Origin of the sequence: Clostridium sp. HBUAS56010, from assembly GCF_007115105.1 — a bacterium.
Taxonomy (GTDB): domain Bacteria; phylum Bacillota; class Clostridia; order Lachnospirales; family Lachnospiraceae; genus Lacrimispora.
The window spans coordinates 128,228-144,778 of record NZ_SULJ01000001.1 but is presented as its reverse complement, the minus strand read 5'-3'; the positions used below and the strand labels follow the sequence as shown (position 1 = coordinate 144,778).

Below are 16,551 nucleotides of genomic sequence, written 5' to 3'. Positions count from 1 at the left end.
CACTTTTTTTAATATCTTTTACAACACTCAATAAATCGAATTGCTATAAAACGATTTGCTGAGTAATCTGATGAATGGTTGCCAAATAGTTGTCACGAGCACTATTTCTGGTATTCAAAACTTCTTAAAGGCTTATTTTATGCGGGATAACAAACAAACCGTTTCCACATTCGCCGTAGAAGGAAACATATCCACGCAACAAACCTTCTCCACCTGATACCCATTCTCCTGCAGCACAACTAAATCCCTGGTAAGGCTTGTTGGTTTACAAGACACATACACCAGCCGGTCCACACCGAAATTAATAATCTTCATAAGAGCCTTTGGATGGATACCATCTCTGGGAGGATCGAGGATGATAAGGTCAGGTTTGTCTTTCAACTCATCAATGACCTTCAATACATCTCCAGCAATGAATTCGCAATTGTCCAGACCATTAAGTTCTGCATTCTCCCTTGCCGCATCTACTGCTTCGGAGACAATCTCCACTCCCACGACTTTCCTGGCAACCGGTGCAATAATCTGGGCAATGGTACCTGTACCGCTGTATAAGTCAAATACCACCTTGTCCTTCGTCTCTCCTACATACCTTCTTGTAGTCTCATAAAGCACTTCTGCTCCCAGAGAATTGGTCTGAAAAAAAGAAAACGGAGAAATTTTGAATCTTAACCCTAAAAGTTCTTCGTAGAAAAAATCCTGTCCGTACAAGATATCGGTTCTGTCACTTTTCACCACATCTGCAAGGCTGTCATTTAAAGTATGTAGGATTCCAACAATCCTGCCATTTAACTTAAGCTCCAATAACCGCTCCGTAAAAGGAGCCAAATCCATATCTTCCTGCGTAGTCGTAACCAGGTCGATTAAAATCTCACCGGTCTTAATGGCACGGCGAACCAGAAGATGGCGCAGATACCCGGTATGCTGCATCTTCTTATAAAATCTCGTTCCACGTGCTTCAAAATATTCTTTGACAGCTTTTAATATATCACAGAAATCAGAATTAACAATCTTACAGTCTGTGGTGGTAACCACATCATAAAAACTGCCCCTCTTGTGCATTCCAAGAGAAAGAGGACCATCTTTATATTCGTCTCCAAAAGAGAACTCCATCTTATTCCGGTATCCATCTTCTATGGGACTAGCCTTAATTCCCTCAAACTCATAGGACTCACAGACACCGTCAATTAAATCCTTTACTTGTTTTTCTTTGATTTTTAACTGCTCTTCATAAGGAATCGTCTGATACGTGCAGCCTCCGCAGATTCCAAAATGGCGGCAGGGATCCGCTGCCGTCTCCAGACTGGAAGGTTCCAGCACCTCAAGAATACGGCCTTCTGCCTTACCTCCACGTTTCTTGTTAATCATAACACGGAGTTTCTGCCCTGGAAGCGCATGCTTTACCGTGATTCTCCCCTCCGGCAGTTCAATGGTTCCTTTATCCGGAAAATCAAAACATCCGATAATTCCTTCGTATATCTCACCCTTTTTCACTATGTTGACTCCTATCCTTTTATTATATCTAATCGAGCAAAAAGCGTGTCTCATTCATTGAGGCACGCTCTCTCTATTATAATGCCATTCTTAATTTTCAGAACTTTCAGCGGGCTGATCATCTTCAAAGAAGTCATCGTCGAAATCGTCATCAAAATCATCTTCAAAATCTTCCAGATAATCTGGTGTGAAGAAACGATATACTGTATAAGCAATCCCTGCCACCGCTGCTACTGCACCTACAATAGCCAGTATCCAGAGGATACAATTTTTCTTTTTTTCTTCCTGTTCTCTTTTATGAAGCAATTCATTCACTCTGCTTGAGTTCATAAGATCTTCCAGTCTGCTCATAGCCTCTTTGCTCATTGCATCAAATCTGTTCATGTCTCCACGTCCTTTCTGAGAGCCTTGCTTTCCTAATTATGCAAAGGGTTCATCTCTTTGCTTATCGCAGTTATTATACCATTATATTGATCCTTTTACTATCATTTTCACATTTTTTTTAAATTTTATGTATTGATTATTAAATTTATAAAAGTTTCAGTTTTGCAAAGGATGCAAACATCTTTTTCACACCAGCCGTATCAAAATGAACCGTAACTTCGTAGTCTCTTCCTCCATCTTTAATTTCCATGACCTGTCCCTGCCCAAACTTGATATGGCTGACCCTGTCCCCTGCTTTATAATCCAAAGAACCAGCCTTTTCCACGGTAAACGCTTTCCCAAATCCAGGCTTTGATACAGGCTGTACTGTTTTGGAGGCATAAGAATTGTTTCCAGGTCCAAAACTGCTGACCCCGGCAGATTTAGAGGCTTTTCCCCAAGGCAGAGCACTGTCATCAAAATCACTCTGGCTGCGGGTCGATGAAAGACGTGGCTCCAGCTTATCAGAGTCCAGAAGGTCCGACGGAATCTCTTCAACAAAACGACTTATCTTGGCATACCGGGTTTCCCCGTTTACCATACGCTGTCTTGCTGCTGTCATCATCAGATAATTCTGGGCTCTGGTAATTCCAACATAGCAAAGCCTGCGTTCCTCTTCTACCGCTTCCCTGTCGTCAGAAGATATGGACATCATGCTGGGGAAAAGACCATCTTCCATTCCCGTTAAATAGACCCTTGGAAATTCCAGTCCCTTTGCGCTATGAAGCGTCATAAGTGTCACCCTGTTTTCCGAGTCATCCATCCGGTCCACATCTGCTACAAGGGCAACTTCTTCCAGAAACTCACTTAAATCCCATTGCTCATGATCCCGCTCAAAGCTGACTGCTTTGTTAATCAGCTCTTCCATATTCTCCAGACGGGTCTGGTATTCAATCTCCCCTTCTGCTTCCAGCTCTTTCAGATAACCGGTTTCATCAAGAACATCTTCAATCAATTGGTGAATGGTATAAGTCTCTTCTTCTAACCTGCTGCGGAAATCTTCAATTAATTCCGTAAATTTCAACACTTTATCTGCTGCTTTTCCAAGACTTGGAACAGCCTTTGCCCGGCAGAACGCATCATAAATCCCGAATTCCCGTTCCGAAGCAAATGCCTGGATTCTTGCCAGGCTGGTAGCACCAATTCCCCGTTTTGGCACATTAATAACACGAAGTGCCGCCAGATCATCCTGTCCATTGGCAATGGTCTTTAAATAAGCCAGAATATCCTTAATTTCTTTTCTCTGGTAAAAGTTCACTCCGCCTACCATTCGGTAAGGAACATTGTGCTGAAGACATTTTTCTTCAATCAGACGGGACTGGGCATTGGTCCGGTAAAGCACAGCACAGTCCTGGTATTCTGACGGACTGTTTAAAATATCACGGACAATGGCATCCGCTTCCTCAGCAGCATTATCAAATTGTTTAAACTGAACCAGAGGTCCTTCTTCGTTGGCAGTCCAAAGGGTTTTGTCTTTTCTTCCTCTGTTATGGCGTATGACTTCGTTTGCTGCATTTAAGATGCTTTGGCTGGAACGGTAATTCTGCTCCAGTTTTATAACAACAGCACCAGGATAAGATTTTTCAAAATTCAGGATATTCTCAATATTTGCTCCACGAAATTTGTAGATCGACTGGTCATCGTCCCCTACCACACAGAGATTCTTATATTTACCAGCCAACAGACTGACCAGCTTAAACTGAGCTGTGTTGGTATCCTGATATTCGTCCACTAATATGTACTTAAAACGTTCCTGATAATAATTGAGAACATCTGCATTGGTTTCAAAAAGCTGCACGGTCTTCATAATCAGATCATCAAAATCCAGAGCATTATTCTTTTTCAGCTGCCTTTGATACTCTTTATAGACCTGTGCCACTTTCTTCTGCCGAAAATCTCCTGCCGATGCTTCTTCGAATTCTACCGCAGATATCAGTTCATTTTTCGCTGTAGAAATCACAGAAAGCATAACCCTGTCTTTATAAATCTTAGGGTCCAGTTCCAGATCCTTAAGGACATGCCGCATTAAAGTCTTCTGATCGTCAGAATCATAAATTGTAAAATTAGTTGTATATCCAAGACTTTCAATATGACGCCTTAAAATACGCACGCAGGAAGAATGGAATGTGGAAACCCAGATGCTGTCAGCACCAAATTCCACCAGACGATCTACCCTTTCCCTCATCTCTCCTGCTGCCTTATTGGTAAAGGTAATGGCAAGAATATTCCAGGGATTAATCCCTTTTTCTTCAATCAGGTATGCAATTCTATGAGTAAGCACCCTGGTTTTTCCTGAACCGGCTCCTGCCAGTACAAGAAGCGGTCCCTCCGTATGGAGCACCGCTTTCTTCTGCATGGGGTTCAATGTGTCATAAATACTCATAAATTATACCGTTATTTCCTTTCCTTCTCCATTTATTCCAAGGTAATCTTTCATCTCTTCCAGTTTTGTCTCCGCCAGCCTTCTTCCATCTTCATAGAGTGCTTCCAGCTTGCGCTTATCCTGTTCCGTTCTCTGAACGGTCACATGCTTATCCGGGCGAATGATATAGACCCTGCCTGATTCCTCCAGACGATCCAATTCATCCTGCATCCGGTTATAGCGGTCCGGAACCTCCTCCAATGCTTCCAAAAGCCTGGGTAACGGACCAAAATACCGTTCATAGCCTTTTTTCGTCCATTTATCAAGGGGCGGCTTCCGATAGCCTTTTTCCCTTGTAAGAACTACCACTGTCTTTTCATATCCAAGGTCAATCGCTCTCTGGTATGCAACAGGCATGGAACAGCCGCCATCAAGATATTTTTTTCCATTGACAGGAATCATGCTGGATAAAATCGGTATGCTGCTTGATGCCTTGACTGCATTGACAAAATCCTTGCAGGCACTCTTCTCGAAATATTCCGGCTTCCCGGTCTTACAACGGGTTGCAACCACCTCAAAGGTCTGTCTGGAACTGTAAAATGTATCATAGTCAAAAGGAACAAGATTATTGCTTAATTCCCCAAATAAAAAATCAAAATTAAAAACAGAACGGTTCTTAACCATATTCCTGAAGCTTAAAAAACGTTTGTCCCTTACATAATCCAAATTCACCCGGATGGAACGTCCAACCTGTTTGCTGATGTAGCTCATTCCAGCCATGGAACCGGCAGACACCCCATTTACATAAGAAAACTCAATTCCTTTCTCCATAAATACATCCAAAACTCCGGCAGTAAAAACTCCCCGGAGAGAACCGCCTTCTAAAACTAATGCTCCTTCTGTCATTCTTCTCACCTCGTCTTCTATTCTATTGCATTTCCCCGATCCGGTCAATCCCTTTTCCAAATGGGGCTGCCTCTGAAAACTGGCTCTGATACAACTGATAATAAGCACCTTTCCGTTTTAAAAGTTCCTCATGGGTTCCTTCTTCCATAACCATTCCATTGTCAATGACAAAGATCCTGTCTGCTTTTCGTATGGTGGAAAGACGATGGGCAATGATAAAAGAAGTCCTGCCCTTTAACAATGCGTCAATCCCTTTCTGCACCAGAAGTTCTGTGTGGGTATCAATGCTTGAGGTGGCTTCATCAAGAATTAAAATTCCTGGTCTTGAAACCATGGTCCGGGCAAATGCCAGAAGCTGTCTCTGTCCTATGGATAATCCTGCTCCGCGTTCACTGATGACTGTATCATAGCCATTTTCCAGTTTCATAATAAAATCGTGGGCACTGACCGCTTTCGCGGCTTCTATAATCTCCTCCTGAGTGGCATCTAACCGTCCATACCGAATGTTATCTCCAATTGTGCCGGAAAAAAGAAAGTTATCCTGTGTCATAATGCCAAGCTGGCTTCTTAAACTGTTTAAGGTAAAATCCTTGATTTCATGACCATCAATCCAGATATTCCCCTTTGTTGTTTCATAAAACCGGCTGATCAGATTTACAATTGTCGTTTTGCCTGCTCCCGTAGGACCTACAAGTGCTATAGTTTCACCTGGCTTGATAGCAAAATTAACCTCTTTTAAAATCAAGCGGTCCGGTTCGTCACTGTAAGCAAATGATACATTTTCAAAAACCACTTCTCCCTTTAATCCAAATAATTCTTTCGCCCCTTCCTGATCCTTTATCTCTGCCTCTGTATCAATCAGGTCAAAGATCCGCTCCGCAGCCGAAAGATTGGTGGTCAGTTTATTATAAAAGTTGGCAAGATTGCGGATGGGACTCCAGAACATGGAAAGATAAGTTGAAAATGCCAGGAATGTACCAATTCCTACCTGTTCCACCCCTATCATGCGAATGCCGATAAAATAAAGCAAAAAAACTCCAAGCCCCCAGGTGACCTCAACCAGAGGTCCAAACCCGTCCGCCACAGCCACCGCATTGATAAAAGATTGATAATGCTGGTCAACCAGACTGTGAAACACCTGTTTTGTCTCCCGTTCTGCGGCAAAGCTTTGAATAATTCTGATTCCCGATAAATCTTCATGAACATACGCATTTAAATTAGAAGTCTTTTTACGGTAAATCTGCCATCTTCTGTGGACGGTTGTTTCAATCAGAAACATACCAACAGCCAGAATCGGAAGGGTTAAAAGTGCAGCCATAGCCAGACGGTAATTCTTCACCACCATAATAACGGCTACGCATATAACCGTAAGAAGATCAGGAATTAACTGAGTGACGCTGTCTGACAAAACATTTTTCAGAGAATTCACATCACCAATCACTCTGGCGAGAATCTTTCCCGTTGGCCGGCTGTCAAAAAATCCGAAACCAAGGCTTTGAATATGTTTGTACAGTTCTTCCCTGATTTCCAGTAAAACCTGATTGGATACTTCTGCCATAAGAACCATCCGAACCTTTGTTCCAATCAAAAATAACACAAACAAAAACACTGCTCCTCCTCCCAATATCAAAAGACCCCTGATATCCTTTTGAGCCACACATACATTAATGGCATACTCCATGATAAGGGGTGCCAGCATACTGATTGTTATGGTTCCAGCCATAATCAATAAAACAATTGTAATCTGCTTTTTAAAACCAAGAAGATATGCAAACAAACGTATTATGGTATCCTTTTTTAACACTTCTTTTTGATCTTCATCTACTCTGCTGGAATTGACTGCCATGTTGTTTCCTCCTCTCCATACTGCACCTGATAGGTTTTGTAATATTCCCCCCGTTTTTCCATCAGATCTTTGTGGGTTCCCCGCTCTATAATCTTTCCATCTGAAAAAATCAGAATTTCATCCGCATTACGGACTGCCGATATGCGGTGGGCAATGATGATCTTAGAACTCTGTTTCTGATTCCACAGATGATGTTCAATTTTCTTCTCCGTTTCCATATCAAGAGCCGAGGTGGAATCATCAAAGATCAGAATCGGACTTTCTTTGGCAATGGCTCTTGCGATGCTGATCCGCTGTTTCTGTCCTCCCGAAAGTCCTACTCCACGTTCTCCTATTACCGTGTCGTACTGATCGGTCAGTTTTGAGATAAAGCTGTGGGCTTCCGCTGAAATAGAAGCCTGCTGCACGCTTTCCCATTTTGCCCTCTCCCGGTTTCCGGTTTTTATATTTTCCGTAATGCTGTCGGAAAACAGGAATACATCCTGCATGACCACTGAGATTTCTTTTCTTAAAACAGAGAGAGGAAGTTCTTTGATATTGATTCCATCAAGCAGTATTCTTCCTTCCGTTACATCGTAAAACCGCTTGATCAGATTAACCACAGAACTTTTCCCGGAACCGGTTACTCCCATAATCCCAATGGTCTGCCCAGGCTTTAATGTAAAATTAATATCGTTTAAAACAGACTTTCCATCAATGGAGAAACCAACCTGGTCAAACACCAGTTCCCCCTTGATTTTCTCTGGGTAAACAGGCTGTTCTGTATCTTTAATCACAGGCTCTTCCGCCATAATCGCCTTGATCTTCTTATTGGAAGCCATTGCCGCAGCCAGATCATTGCTGAGCCAGCCAACCATTTCCATAGGCCAGATAATATTATTGGCATATTCAGAAAATGCACCAAGTTCTCCTACCGTCATTTTTTCCATAATAACTAAAATCCCGCCGATTACAATCACTGCGATCAAAAGTACCTTGGACAAAAAGGAGATGTTGGGCTGATAGCGGACAACCAGCCTTGCCTGCTTCATATTTAAGTCATAAAAACTCTTGTTGTGCTTTTTAAACTTTTCCATTTCATAGTCTTCTCTTGCAAAAGCCTTTACTGTACGCACTCCCGCAAGATTTTCCTGGGCAACTGTATTTAACTCCGCCGTCTGTTCGCTGATTTTATCATAAACTTCTCCCAGCCCATTTTCCATCTTGATGGCATACCAGGCAATGATCGGCAGAACAGCAAGGGGAATTAAGGTTAAAACAGGACTGATCCGATACATACAAAAAAGAACTACAAGAGTGTGTATGGTACACTCAATCACTAACATGCCAACGAATCCAAAAGCGTTCCATATTTTTTCGGCATCATCCTTGATTCTTGCCATCAGCTCTCCTGTATTGTGACGGTCGAAATACCCCATGGATAAAGTCTGGATATGGTCAAAAAGGTCTTTCCTCAGTCCGCTTCCAATTCCGGATGAGGCATAATCAAAAACAAATTCCTTGGCATACTGGAATACAGCCCTTAAAAGCCCAATTCCAAGAAGGCCCAAAAGCAGATTCATGAGAATTTTCATTTCTCCGCCTACAATTACGTCATCAATGATACGTTTGGTGATCTGAGGTGCTGCTGCATCCAGCAAAATACTGATTACCATGGCACCTAAAGCAAACAGATACATATGCCAGTATTTTTTTGCATACTTCCATAGATTTTTCATACTCTTCTCCTTAAAATAATTCTAAAACCACAGTCTGCTGCCCCCTGACACATAAAAAAGCTGGAAAAGACAGCAAAAGGCGGTCTTTTCCAGCAACATAGAAAAAAATAACCGCAGTCTATTCAGACTGCGGTTTATTCTCATAAAATACTTCCGTAAAAACAGAAGCCACCCTTATTCGGCAAGAAAAAAGGATTCTATATTCCATGAGGCAGACTGAACATGATATCTAATTAAATTTTTGTTCTTTCTTCTACTGCTTCCAATCATTCCAATTATGCTTCTCATGATAACTGCCTCCTTTTCTATATTTTTTGAATATTTCTAATAATTAGAATACTGCCCATAATTTGATTTGTCAAGTAAATTATGGAAATTCAACAAAAAAGTTCCTCCTTCTGCTTTTTGGATATCTTTGACAACACCAGGTAATAGGATTTCTCAAGTAAATCACTTAAGAGGTTTTTGGGAATATTCCCATTGGCTTTCACGGAGTTCCAATAGAGCTTATTCAAATAATGCCCGGGAATAATATCTTCATATCTCCGTCTTAAAAATTCACCTTCTGCCGGTTCCAGCTTCAAAGTGACGAAATCGGTTACCCCTTTTTCTGTCATGCAAACTGCCGCAAACATTTTGCCTCCTATAAAGTACCGAACCCAGTTCCTTTCCTTTTTATAATCACTGGTCACGCCTTTCATTGATTTCAAGTATTCATCAATCCACTGATATTCCATACTTCGCCCCCATTTTTCTCGTTTGTTTCTTTACCTTTTTTCAATTATAAATTCTGTTACCACTTCTTTTTCTCCGCTGATACAGTATTCCGGATAAACCGGTGCGCCCCAGCTATCATCACCACCAACACCTCGCATGGCTCCAAAAATATTCACAACTGTATTACGAACTACCGGAAGCTCTTCTCTATGTGTGGCTGATTCCAGTTCTTCTGCCGTAAAAGGAAGCACAGATGCGTCAAAGGGCTGTTTCACTGCCCGAAATTCAATAGAATGACCATCGAGATCAGAGATCTTCAACCAACGGACTCCAGTTCTGTTTCCACATTCCTGAGGAACCAGATAACGGGAAAGGTTATTTTCCGGCGTATCCTTATAGATTCCAAGTCTCGCTCCCTGGCAGCGGTCACTGTAATTTTCCTCCGGTCCTCTTCCATACCATGTGAAACTGCGGACAGCTTCCGGAGTAATCAGCCTCATGCCAAATGCAGGTAACTCAGGAACACCCTTTTTTCCGTGATATACGGCGCGTACCGCAATGCTGCCGTCTCCCCGGACTTCATAAGTAACGGTTGTCTCAGTCCTGGGATTGGTGGATAATTCATAAGTAAACGACACACAAATTTTTCCATCAAAATCTTTTACAAGGCAATTTCCTTTATCATAGCGGGGAAAACGACCTGCACCATACCAGACAGAACTCTCGACCGGGAATTTGTTTCCTTTATCATTATCCGTAACGGCTCGCCAGTATACAGGCATAACAGGTCTTCCCACCCATTCTTTTCCGTCGTAGACAATAGAAACAATACTTCCCTCCTGTCTGGAAAACAAAATCTGAAAGCCCTCTCCCTTTACGCCGATATTTACATCTCCGTAAATAATGTTAAGAGGTTTTTCCGATTGCTGTATGGGAGCACCCTCTTTTGTTTCCACATGCTCTCCGTAAGCAATCTCAAATCCGGAATCAGCCCAAAGCGTATCCTGTTTTAAAAGTGCGGAAACCTGGATCACATATTCCCCGTAATCGTTAAAATCCGGAATTTCCAGGGAGACATAAAGGCTGTCTAAGGGAGCCACATCTGCCAAAAAGCTTTTCTGGAACACAGGTTCCCCATCCTTTAAAGCGGTATAGACAAATTCCAGATCCGAGGTATCCGTAAACATTCTTCTGTTATCAATGGTTACCCCCTTTAAATCAGGTTTTAGACGAATATCCTGATATAGGAATTTAACTTCCTGTGCTTTCGGGGAAACAGTCCGGTCCGCATACACGATTCCATTGCCGCAAAAACTATAATCTGTCGGACGGTCACCGAAGTCTCCCCCATAGGTCATATGCTCCTGCCCGTACCCATCCTCTTTCATCAGGGACTGATCCATGTAATCCCAGATAAAGCCTCCCTGGTATAATTCATAACGATCTTCCAGATCTGTATAATGATTCATGCCACCTAATGAATTGCCCATGGCGTGCATGTATTCACACAGGATAAAAGGCTTTTTCGGACTGTTTGTTAAATAATCTTCAATCTCCGCCGGCTTGGCATACATACGGCTTTCCATATCACTGGTCTGATCATATGCCCGATTGTGAAATACCCCTTCATAGTGCACCAGCCTTGATGAATCTTTTCGACGGAAAAAATCCGCCATGGCAAGAATGTCTTCCCCTGCATAGGATTCATTGCCGCAGGACCAGATCAGAATGCTGGGGTGATTCTTATCCCGTTCAAGCATGGACTCTGCACGGTCCAGAACACATTCCTTCCATTCAGGGAGGTTCCCCGGAACGTTCCAGGAAGGTTCCACAGCGCCCATCTTCTGCCAGGAACCATGGCTTTCCAGATTGGTCTCATCAATCAGATAAATACCATATTCATCACAAAGCTCATACCACAGGCTCTGATTGGGATAATGGGAAGTTCTCACCGCATTGATATTATGACGTTTTAGAAAACAGATATCCCACATCATGTCTTCCTTTGTGATGGCGCGTCCCCGTCTCACATTAAATTCATGCCGGTTGATTCCCCTGAATACGATCCGCTTTCCATTTAAAATCATGATACCGTCTTTGATTTCAAATCTCCGAAAACCAACCTTCTGGGGAATGATTTCAATGATATTTCCCTGTTCATCAGAAAGGGTAATCGTCAGTTCATAGCGATATGGGTCTTCACCGCTCCACTTGTGGATTCCGGAAATATCCGCAGAAAGTTTTACTTTCTCACCGGCTGGAACAGATTCCCACACAGCCACATGCTTCCCGTCTCTGTCTCTTAATTGGGCAGAAATACTTCCTTTTGTCTCAGGCGTAAGGGTTAGTTCCGCACAAAACTGACCATCTTCGTAATCATCGGTAATATCACCATGAATGAACAGATCCTGTACATGATATTCTGGAGTTGCATACAAGTATACATCACGGAAAATACCAGAAAAGCGGAAAAAATCCTGATCTTCGATCCAACTGGCACTGCTTCTTTTGTACACTTCCACTGCCAGCCGGTTGATTCCTTCCTTAACTGCATGAGTAATCTCAAATTCAGAAGGAGTGAAGGAATCTTCTGAATAGCCGATAAAACTCCCATTGAGCCACACATAAAAAGCGGTTTCAACACCTTGAAAGGATATGTACTGGCGTTTGCCCAAAAGAGGCTCTTCCAGCTTAAATTCCCGGATATAGCTTCCTACCGGATTGTTCTCCCGGTCAGTAAAAGGAGGGCGAATGTCTGCCAGACCATCCCATGGATACATGGTATTAATATACTGGCACCTCCCATATCCATTGCGTTCTATATGCCCTGGAACCTCAATCTCTCCAAATCCAGAGTCATCAAACCCCTCTTCAAAGAATTGACGGATCCGCTTATCGGGACATTCTGCATAGGAAAACTTCCACCTTCCATTTAACGACTGGCGAAGCTTCATTTTGCCCGTTAAAGCTTCACCTGCTGTTTCATAGTAACAATGATCAGAATGAGCCGGAATCCTGTTTACTGCAAACACTCTGGGATCTTCCAGCCATTCTGATTTTGCTGATTTTAGTTCCATAAAACCCTCCTTTTATAAAAACTATGGCTTCATTATAATCCGCCTGATCAAAAGAAGCAAGAATTACAGATTGCCTAATTCCATAAAAAACTTGTCACCATGGTTTCTAAGCAAACCCGTTCTTCTTTTTTCACCCTGTAGCAGACTGCCGGAATCGAAGCATTGGGATAAAGTACATTGGTATTAGGATCTGCTTCTATAACAATTCCAGATGCTCCCGGACCTTTCCCCCGTACTTTACACCCCTGCTTTTTATGGAAAACAACAGCTTCTTCTCCCTCAGAGTTCTGTTCATAGCCTTCTGTAAACTTCTCAACAGAAAAACCACAGTCATATGCCCTGCAGTCATATTGGCTTTCAATCTCATGAATCCTTAAATGCCCCTCTTCCTTTGGAATAATAGTAGTTGTAACCTTAATTCCAGGAAATGGCTGCCATGTGCTGATTACCTTATCCTCCAACACCTCATACGAGTCACTGTATTTTCTCACAAATACATAATCATCCCCGTCAATGACAAAAGCAAGCGCTGAATCGGGAGCATTTTCATGAAGCACAATCTGGCTTCTTGCAACAGAAAAACCGAATCTGGTTGAATAAGCAAATTTTGAATACTTTTCCGGTACGTGTCCATGTCCATATTTTTCACACACACCTGCCGGATAAGCAACCACATCGTTTCCATGACGGTGCATAAGCATATCTGCCTGTTTAAGCATCTTTATGTCAGACAGCCGGGGGAGGGGTTCTGCCTTTTCACTCCAAAATGGGTGATCGTCCGCAAGTCCCAGACACAAAAGTGTCTTCATTCCCCAGTAAGGAGAACCAGGGGCATTGTACCGTTCCGCCATAATCAGGTTTGGATAGCTATAACCAATCGTCAGCACACCATCCCGGTCAAACATCTTTTGGTCCAGCCACCAGTTTAAATGGCGGGAAATCAAACCTTTTACTACCCCGACCGGAATATCATCAAGACCTGCGAATAAATACGCAGACCAGAAAGCAGCCTCTCCAAAACGGTAAGAAAGACTTCTTCCAAAGGGAAGCGCAGCACCATTTTCATCAAACCAATAGATAAAATCCCTTGCAAATAATACGGCACGTTCTAAAAACCGCTGACACCGGTCAGGGTCCTCTTCTCTCATCGCCTTTGCATAGACCAGTCCATAATAGTGAAGCGCAAAAGAAATATAATAATCCTTTTGACTGGAACCTCCATCCCGATACCAGCCCTCTCCGATATAATAGCTTTCAATTTTTGAAAGCCCCTTATCCAGACATTCCCTGCTGTAGCGGCATCCTCTTTTTTTCAGCGCCACATTAACTAAAATCATAAAAAACTGCCAGTTGCAGTCTGGTATTATATGTTCATTAATCCCATAAAGCCAGTCAGCAAGATTCGCTCTTCCTTTTTCTCCTAACGGCTCCCAGGTTATCTGGGGAGTAAAAATCAGACTGCATGCAATCGCTGCCATTTCCACAAACTTCTGGTCATAATCTCCAAACCCTCCCCAGTATTCCGGATGCTCCGGATCAGTTCCATGAAGCAGCCCCTTTTGGTATATCTCTTCAAATCCGCTGCCTCCTCCAAGCCAGTATGGGACCAAAGCCCACAAAGGCCGGGAAAATGCCTCCATTTCGATACTTGTTTTCGGGTAAGTCACTCCGCTGTCTCCCAGATGAAGTCTTGCTCCCCCCTTGCTGTACAATGGTTTTAAAGGGTCCAGCACCTGATGCATCCACTGGCGATAATCCTCTTTTGATTCAAGTTTCACATTCATTCGCCTCTTTTCCTGTTATCATTCCTTTACCAGTATGGATTCCAATCCTTAGACAAACGGGTCAGTGCCTCCATATAAAAATAGTCACCCCAGATGTTGCATTCATCCACCCCTTCCGGTGTGCAGGTGTTATAAGGGGACTTTTTTGAATAGGTACTGTGAAGAACCAGTCCGTTGGATTCCTTTTCATCTTTTACTGCATAATATTCCACAACCGATGCCATGATTTTCTTTGCTATGGAGCGATAGCGGGCAGCATCCTCTTTTTCTAAGTATTTTGCCATCTCAAGCATTCCACAGGCAGCAATAGAGGCAGAGGAGGAATCCCTTGGTTCATCTGAACCTTCTCCGAATTCCAGATCCCAGTAAGGAACCAGATCCGAAGGAAGATGCTCCAGATAATAATCTGTAACATGTTTAAAATCTTCCAGATACTCTAAACGACGGGTATAGCGGTAAGCCATTGCACAGCCATACACGCCCCATGCCTGGCCTCTTGCCCAGGCAGAGCCATCCCGGTATCCCTGGCAGGTTGCTCCATGATCCGGTGCTCCCGTTTCCATATTCATGAAAAAAGTATGCCAGGTAGAATAGTCATCTCTGATCACATTTGCAATTGCGGTGTGAATATGCTTTTCTGCCACTTCCCGGTACTTTTCATCTGTTGTCTCCCCGGTTGCCCAATATAATAACGGAAGATTTAAAAGACAATCAATGATAAACCGGTAATTTTCCGGCTGGTTCATAGGTCCCCATGCCTGAATAAATCCTCCGACCGGCTGAAAACGGCTTATGAGTTGATCCGCCGCCTTTATTGCTGCTTCCCTGCCCTTTTCATCCCCTATCAGCTTGTAACCAGCCACGCAGGAAGGTGAATATAAAAATCCCATGTCATGATGATCTACTTCTACTTTTCTGTTAATCCGGTCTAAAAAGCTTTCAATCTGAATCTGCCCTGCATTTTTCAATTCTTCTGATTGTTTCCATTCATAGGCAAGCCATATCTGCCCGGTCCAGAAACCTGTCGTCCAGTTTACATTGGGGGTTGGTTTATAAAAACCGTCTTCGCTAAATGCCTTCTTAAAAGAATGCGTAAATTCTTTTAAATTGCTGCTCACCTGGTCAACGGCAAAATCCATAGCTTTTTGGCACATTTCTTCTGACAATTCCGGCTTTTCTTTCAGCAATTGCTCAACTTGTCTGTTCATTGTTTTTTTCCTCCTCATGAAACTAAAATCTATCCCTTTCTATTTTCTCAAAAAGGAACCGACGGCTATATACCGCCGGTCCCTCAATAAAAATATTCCGGTTTTACTCTTTTAAAAACCAGTTTGCTCTCAGACAGTTATCATACTGGTCCACAAAATTCTTTATCATCTTCATTGATTATCCTTTCACTCCAGTTGCTGCCACCCCTTCTACAAAGTGTTTCTGAAGAGACAGGAATACAATCAGCACAGGAACAAGAGAAAGAACCGATGCTGCCATGATTAATCCATATTCCGAACTATACTGGCTGATAAACATCTTTAATCCTAATTGCAGGGTCTTTTTCGCTTCTGTTTTTAAATAGATTAACGGTCCCAAAAAATCGTTCCAGGTATTTACAAAGGTAAAGATGGTTAATGTAGAAAGTGCGGGTTTAGACAGAGGGAGCATAATCTTTGCATAGATCTGATACTCACTCATCCCATCAATTCTTGCTGCTTCACAAAGTTCATCCGGAATTCCCTGATAAAACTGCCGCATCATAAACACACCAAAAGCAGAAAACGCCTGAAGAAAAATAATTGCAAGATGGGAATTATTCAGTCCAAAGTTTCTCATCATCATAAACTGAGGAACCATATATACCTGCCAGGGCACCGCAATGGTTGCAATATATGCCATGAATAAAAAGTTTTTATAACGGAATTTTAATTTTGCAAACGCATATGCAGCAAAACTGCTGGTCAAAAGCTGCAAAAAGGTAACAATCAACGTAATTTTTACAGTATTTAATACAAAGGTCATAAGAGGAATCTTCGTCCAGATATCCAGATAATTTCTCCATTTTGGATTTTGGGGAATCCACTTAATTGGGAAGATAAAAACATCCTTATCAAATTTTAAGGAAGCGGAAAGCATCCAGGCAAACGGAACCAGCATGGCAAATGTCAAAATGATCAAAACCACGTAAAGGAGGCATTTGCTTATTGCTGAATTTGTACTTTTATTTCTCATAACG

The 16,551-nt window shown here is 42.5% G+C and carries 11 protein-coding genes; all 11 read right to left on the bottom strand.

Annotated features, from left to right (window positions below):
* Positions 1 to 132 precede the first annotated feature (132 nt).
* Positions 133 to 1,491, bottom strand: a complete 1,359-nt coding sequence (gene rlmD / locus FAY33_RS00640; protein ID WP_143318836.1) for a 23S rRNA (uracil(1939)-C(5))-methyltransferase RlmD — start codon at positions 1,489 to 1,491, stop codon at positions 133 to 135.
* A 90-nt stretch (positions 1,492 to 1,581) separates the two neighbouring features.
* The gene (locus FAY33_RS00635) at positions 1,582 to 1,875 is read right to left on the bottom strand and encodes a DUF4366 domain-containing protein (protein WP_143318835.1); all 294 of its coding nucleotides are present in this window, start codon (positions 1,873 to 1,875) and stop codon (positions 1,582 to 1,584) included.
* A 145-nt stretch (positions 1,876 to 2,020) separates the two neighbouring features.
* Positions 2,021 to 4,297: a DNA helicase PcrA gene (gene pcrA, locus FAY33_RS00630; protein ID WP_143318834.1), complete on the bottom strand. Its 2,277-nt coding sequence runs from the start codon at positions 4,295 to 4,297 to the stop codon at positions 2,021 to 2,023.
* Between the two features lie 3 nt (positions 4,298 to 4,300).
* Complete coding sequence (locus tag FAY33_RS00625) at positions 4,301 to 5,182, bottom strand: patatin family protein (protein WP_143318833.1); 882 nt, start codon at positions 5,180 to 5,182, stop codon at positions 4,301 to 4,303.
* A 22-nt stretch (positions 5,183 to 5,204) separates the two neighbouring features.
* A complete protein-coding gene (locus tag FAY33_RS00620) occupies positions 5,205 to 7,028 on the bottom strand; it encodes an ABC transporter ATP-binding protein (protein ID WP_143318832.1) in 1,824 nt (607 codons plus the stop codon).
* Positions 7,004 to 8,746: an ABC transporter ATP-binding protein gene (locus tag FAY33_RS00615; protein WP_143318831.1), complete on the bottom strand. Its 1,743-nt coding sequence runs from the start codon at positions 8,744 to 8,746 to the stop codon at positions 7,004 to 7,006. Before FAY33_RS00615 ends, FAY33_RS00620 begins: the two co-directional genes overlap by 25 nt.
* Before the next feature lie 377 nt (positions 8,747 to 9,123).
* Positions 9,124 to 9,483 (bottom strand): MmcQ/YjbR family DNA-binding protein, encoded by a 360-nt coding sequence (locus tag FAY33_RS00610; RefSeq protein ID WP_143318830.1) that lies wholly within the window; start codon positions 9,481 to 9,483, stop codon positions 9,124 to 9,126.
* A gap of 30 nt (positions 9,484 to 9,513) precedes the next feature.
* Entirely contained in the window at positions 9,514 to 12,540 is a 3,027-nt protein-coding gene (locus FAY33_RS00605) for a glycoside hydrolase family 2 TIM barrel-domain containing protein (protein ID WP_143318829.1), read from the bottom strand.
* Positions 12,541 to 12,614: 74 nt separating this feature from the next.
* Entirely contained in the window at positions 12,615 to 14,324 is a 1,710-nt protein-coding gene (locus FAY33_RS00600) for a DUF2264 domain-containing protein (protein WP_347562635.1), read from the bottom strand.
* Between the two features lie 26 nt (positions 14,325 to 14,350).
* Entirely contained in the window at positions 14,351 to 15,532 is a 1,182-nt protein-coding gene (locus tag FAY33_RS00595) for a glycoside hydrolase family 88 protein (RefSeq protein WP_143318828.1), read from the bottom strand.
* Positions 15,533 to 15,710: 178 nt separating this feature from the next.
* Positions 15,711 to 16,547, bottom strand: coding sequence for a carbohydrate ABC transporter permease (locus tag FAY33_RS00590; RefSeq protein ID WP_143318827.1), 837 nt, complete (start codon positions 16,545 to 16,547; stop codon positions 15,711 to 15,713).
* Positions 16,548 to 16,551: the final 4 nt, after the last annotated feature.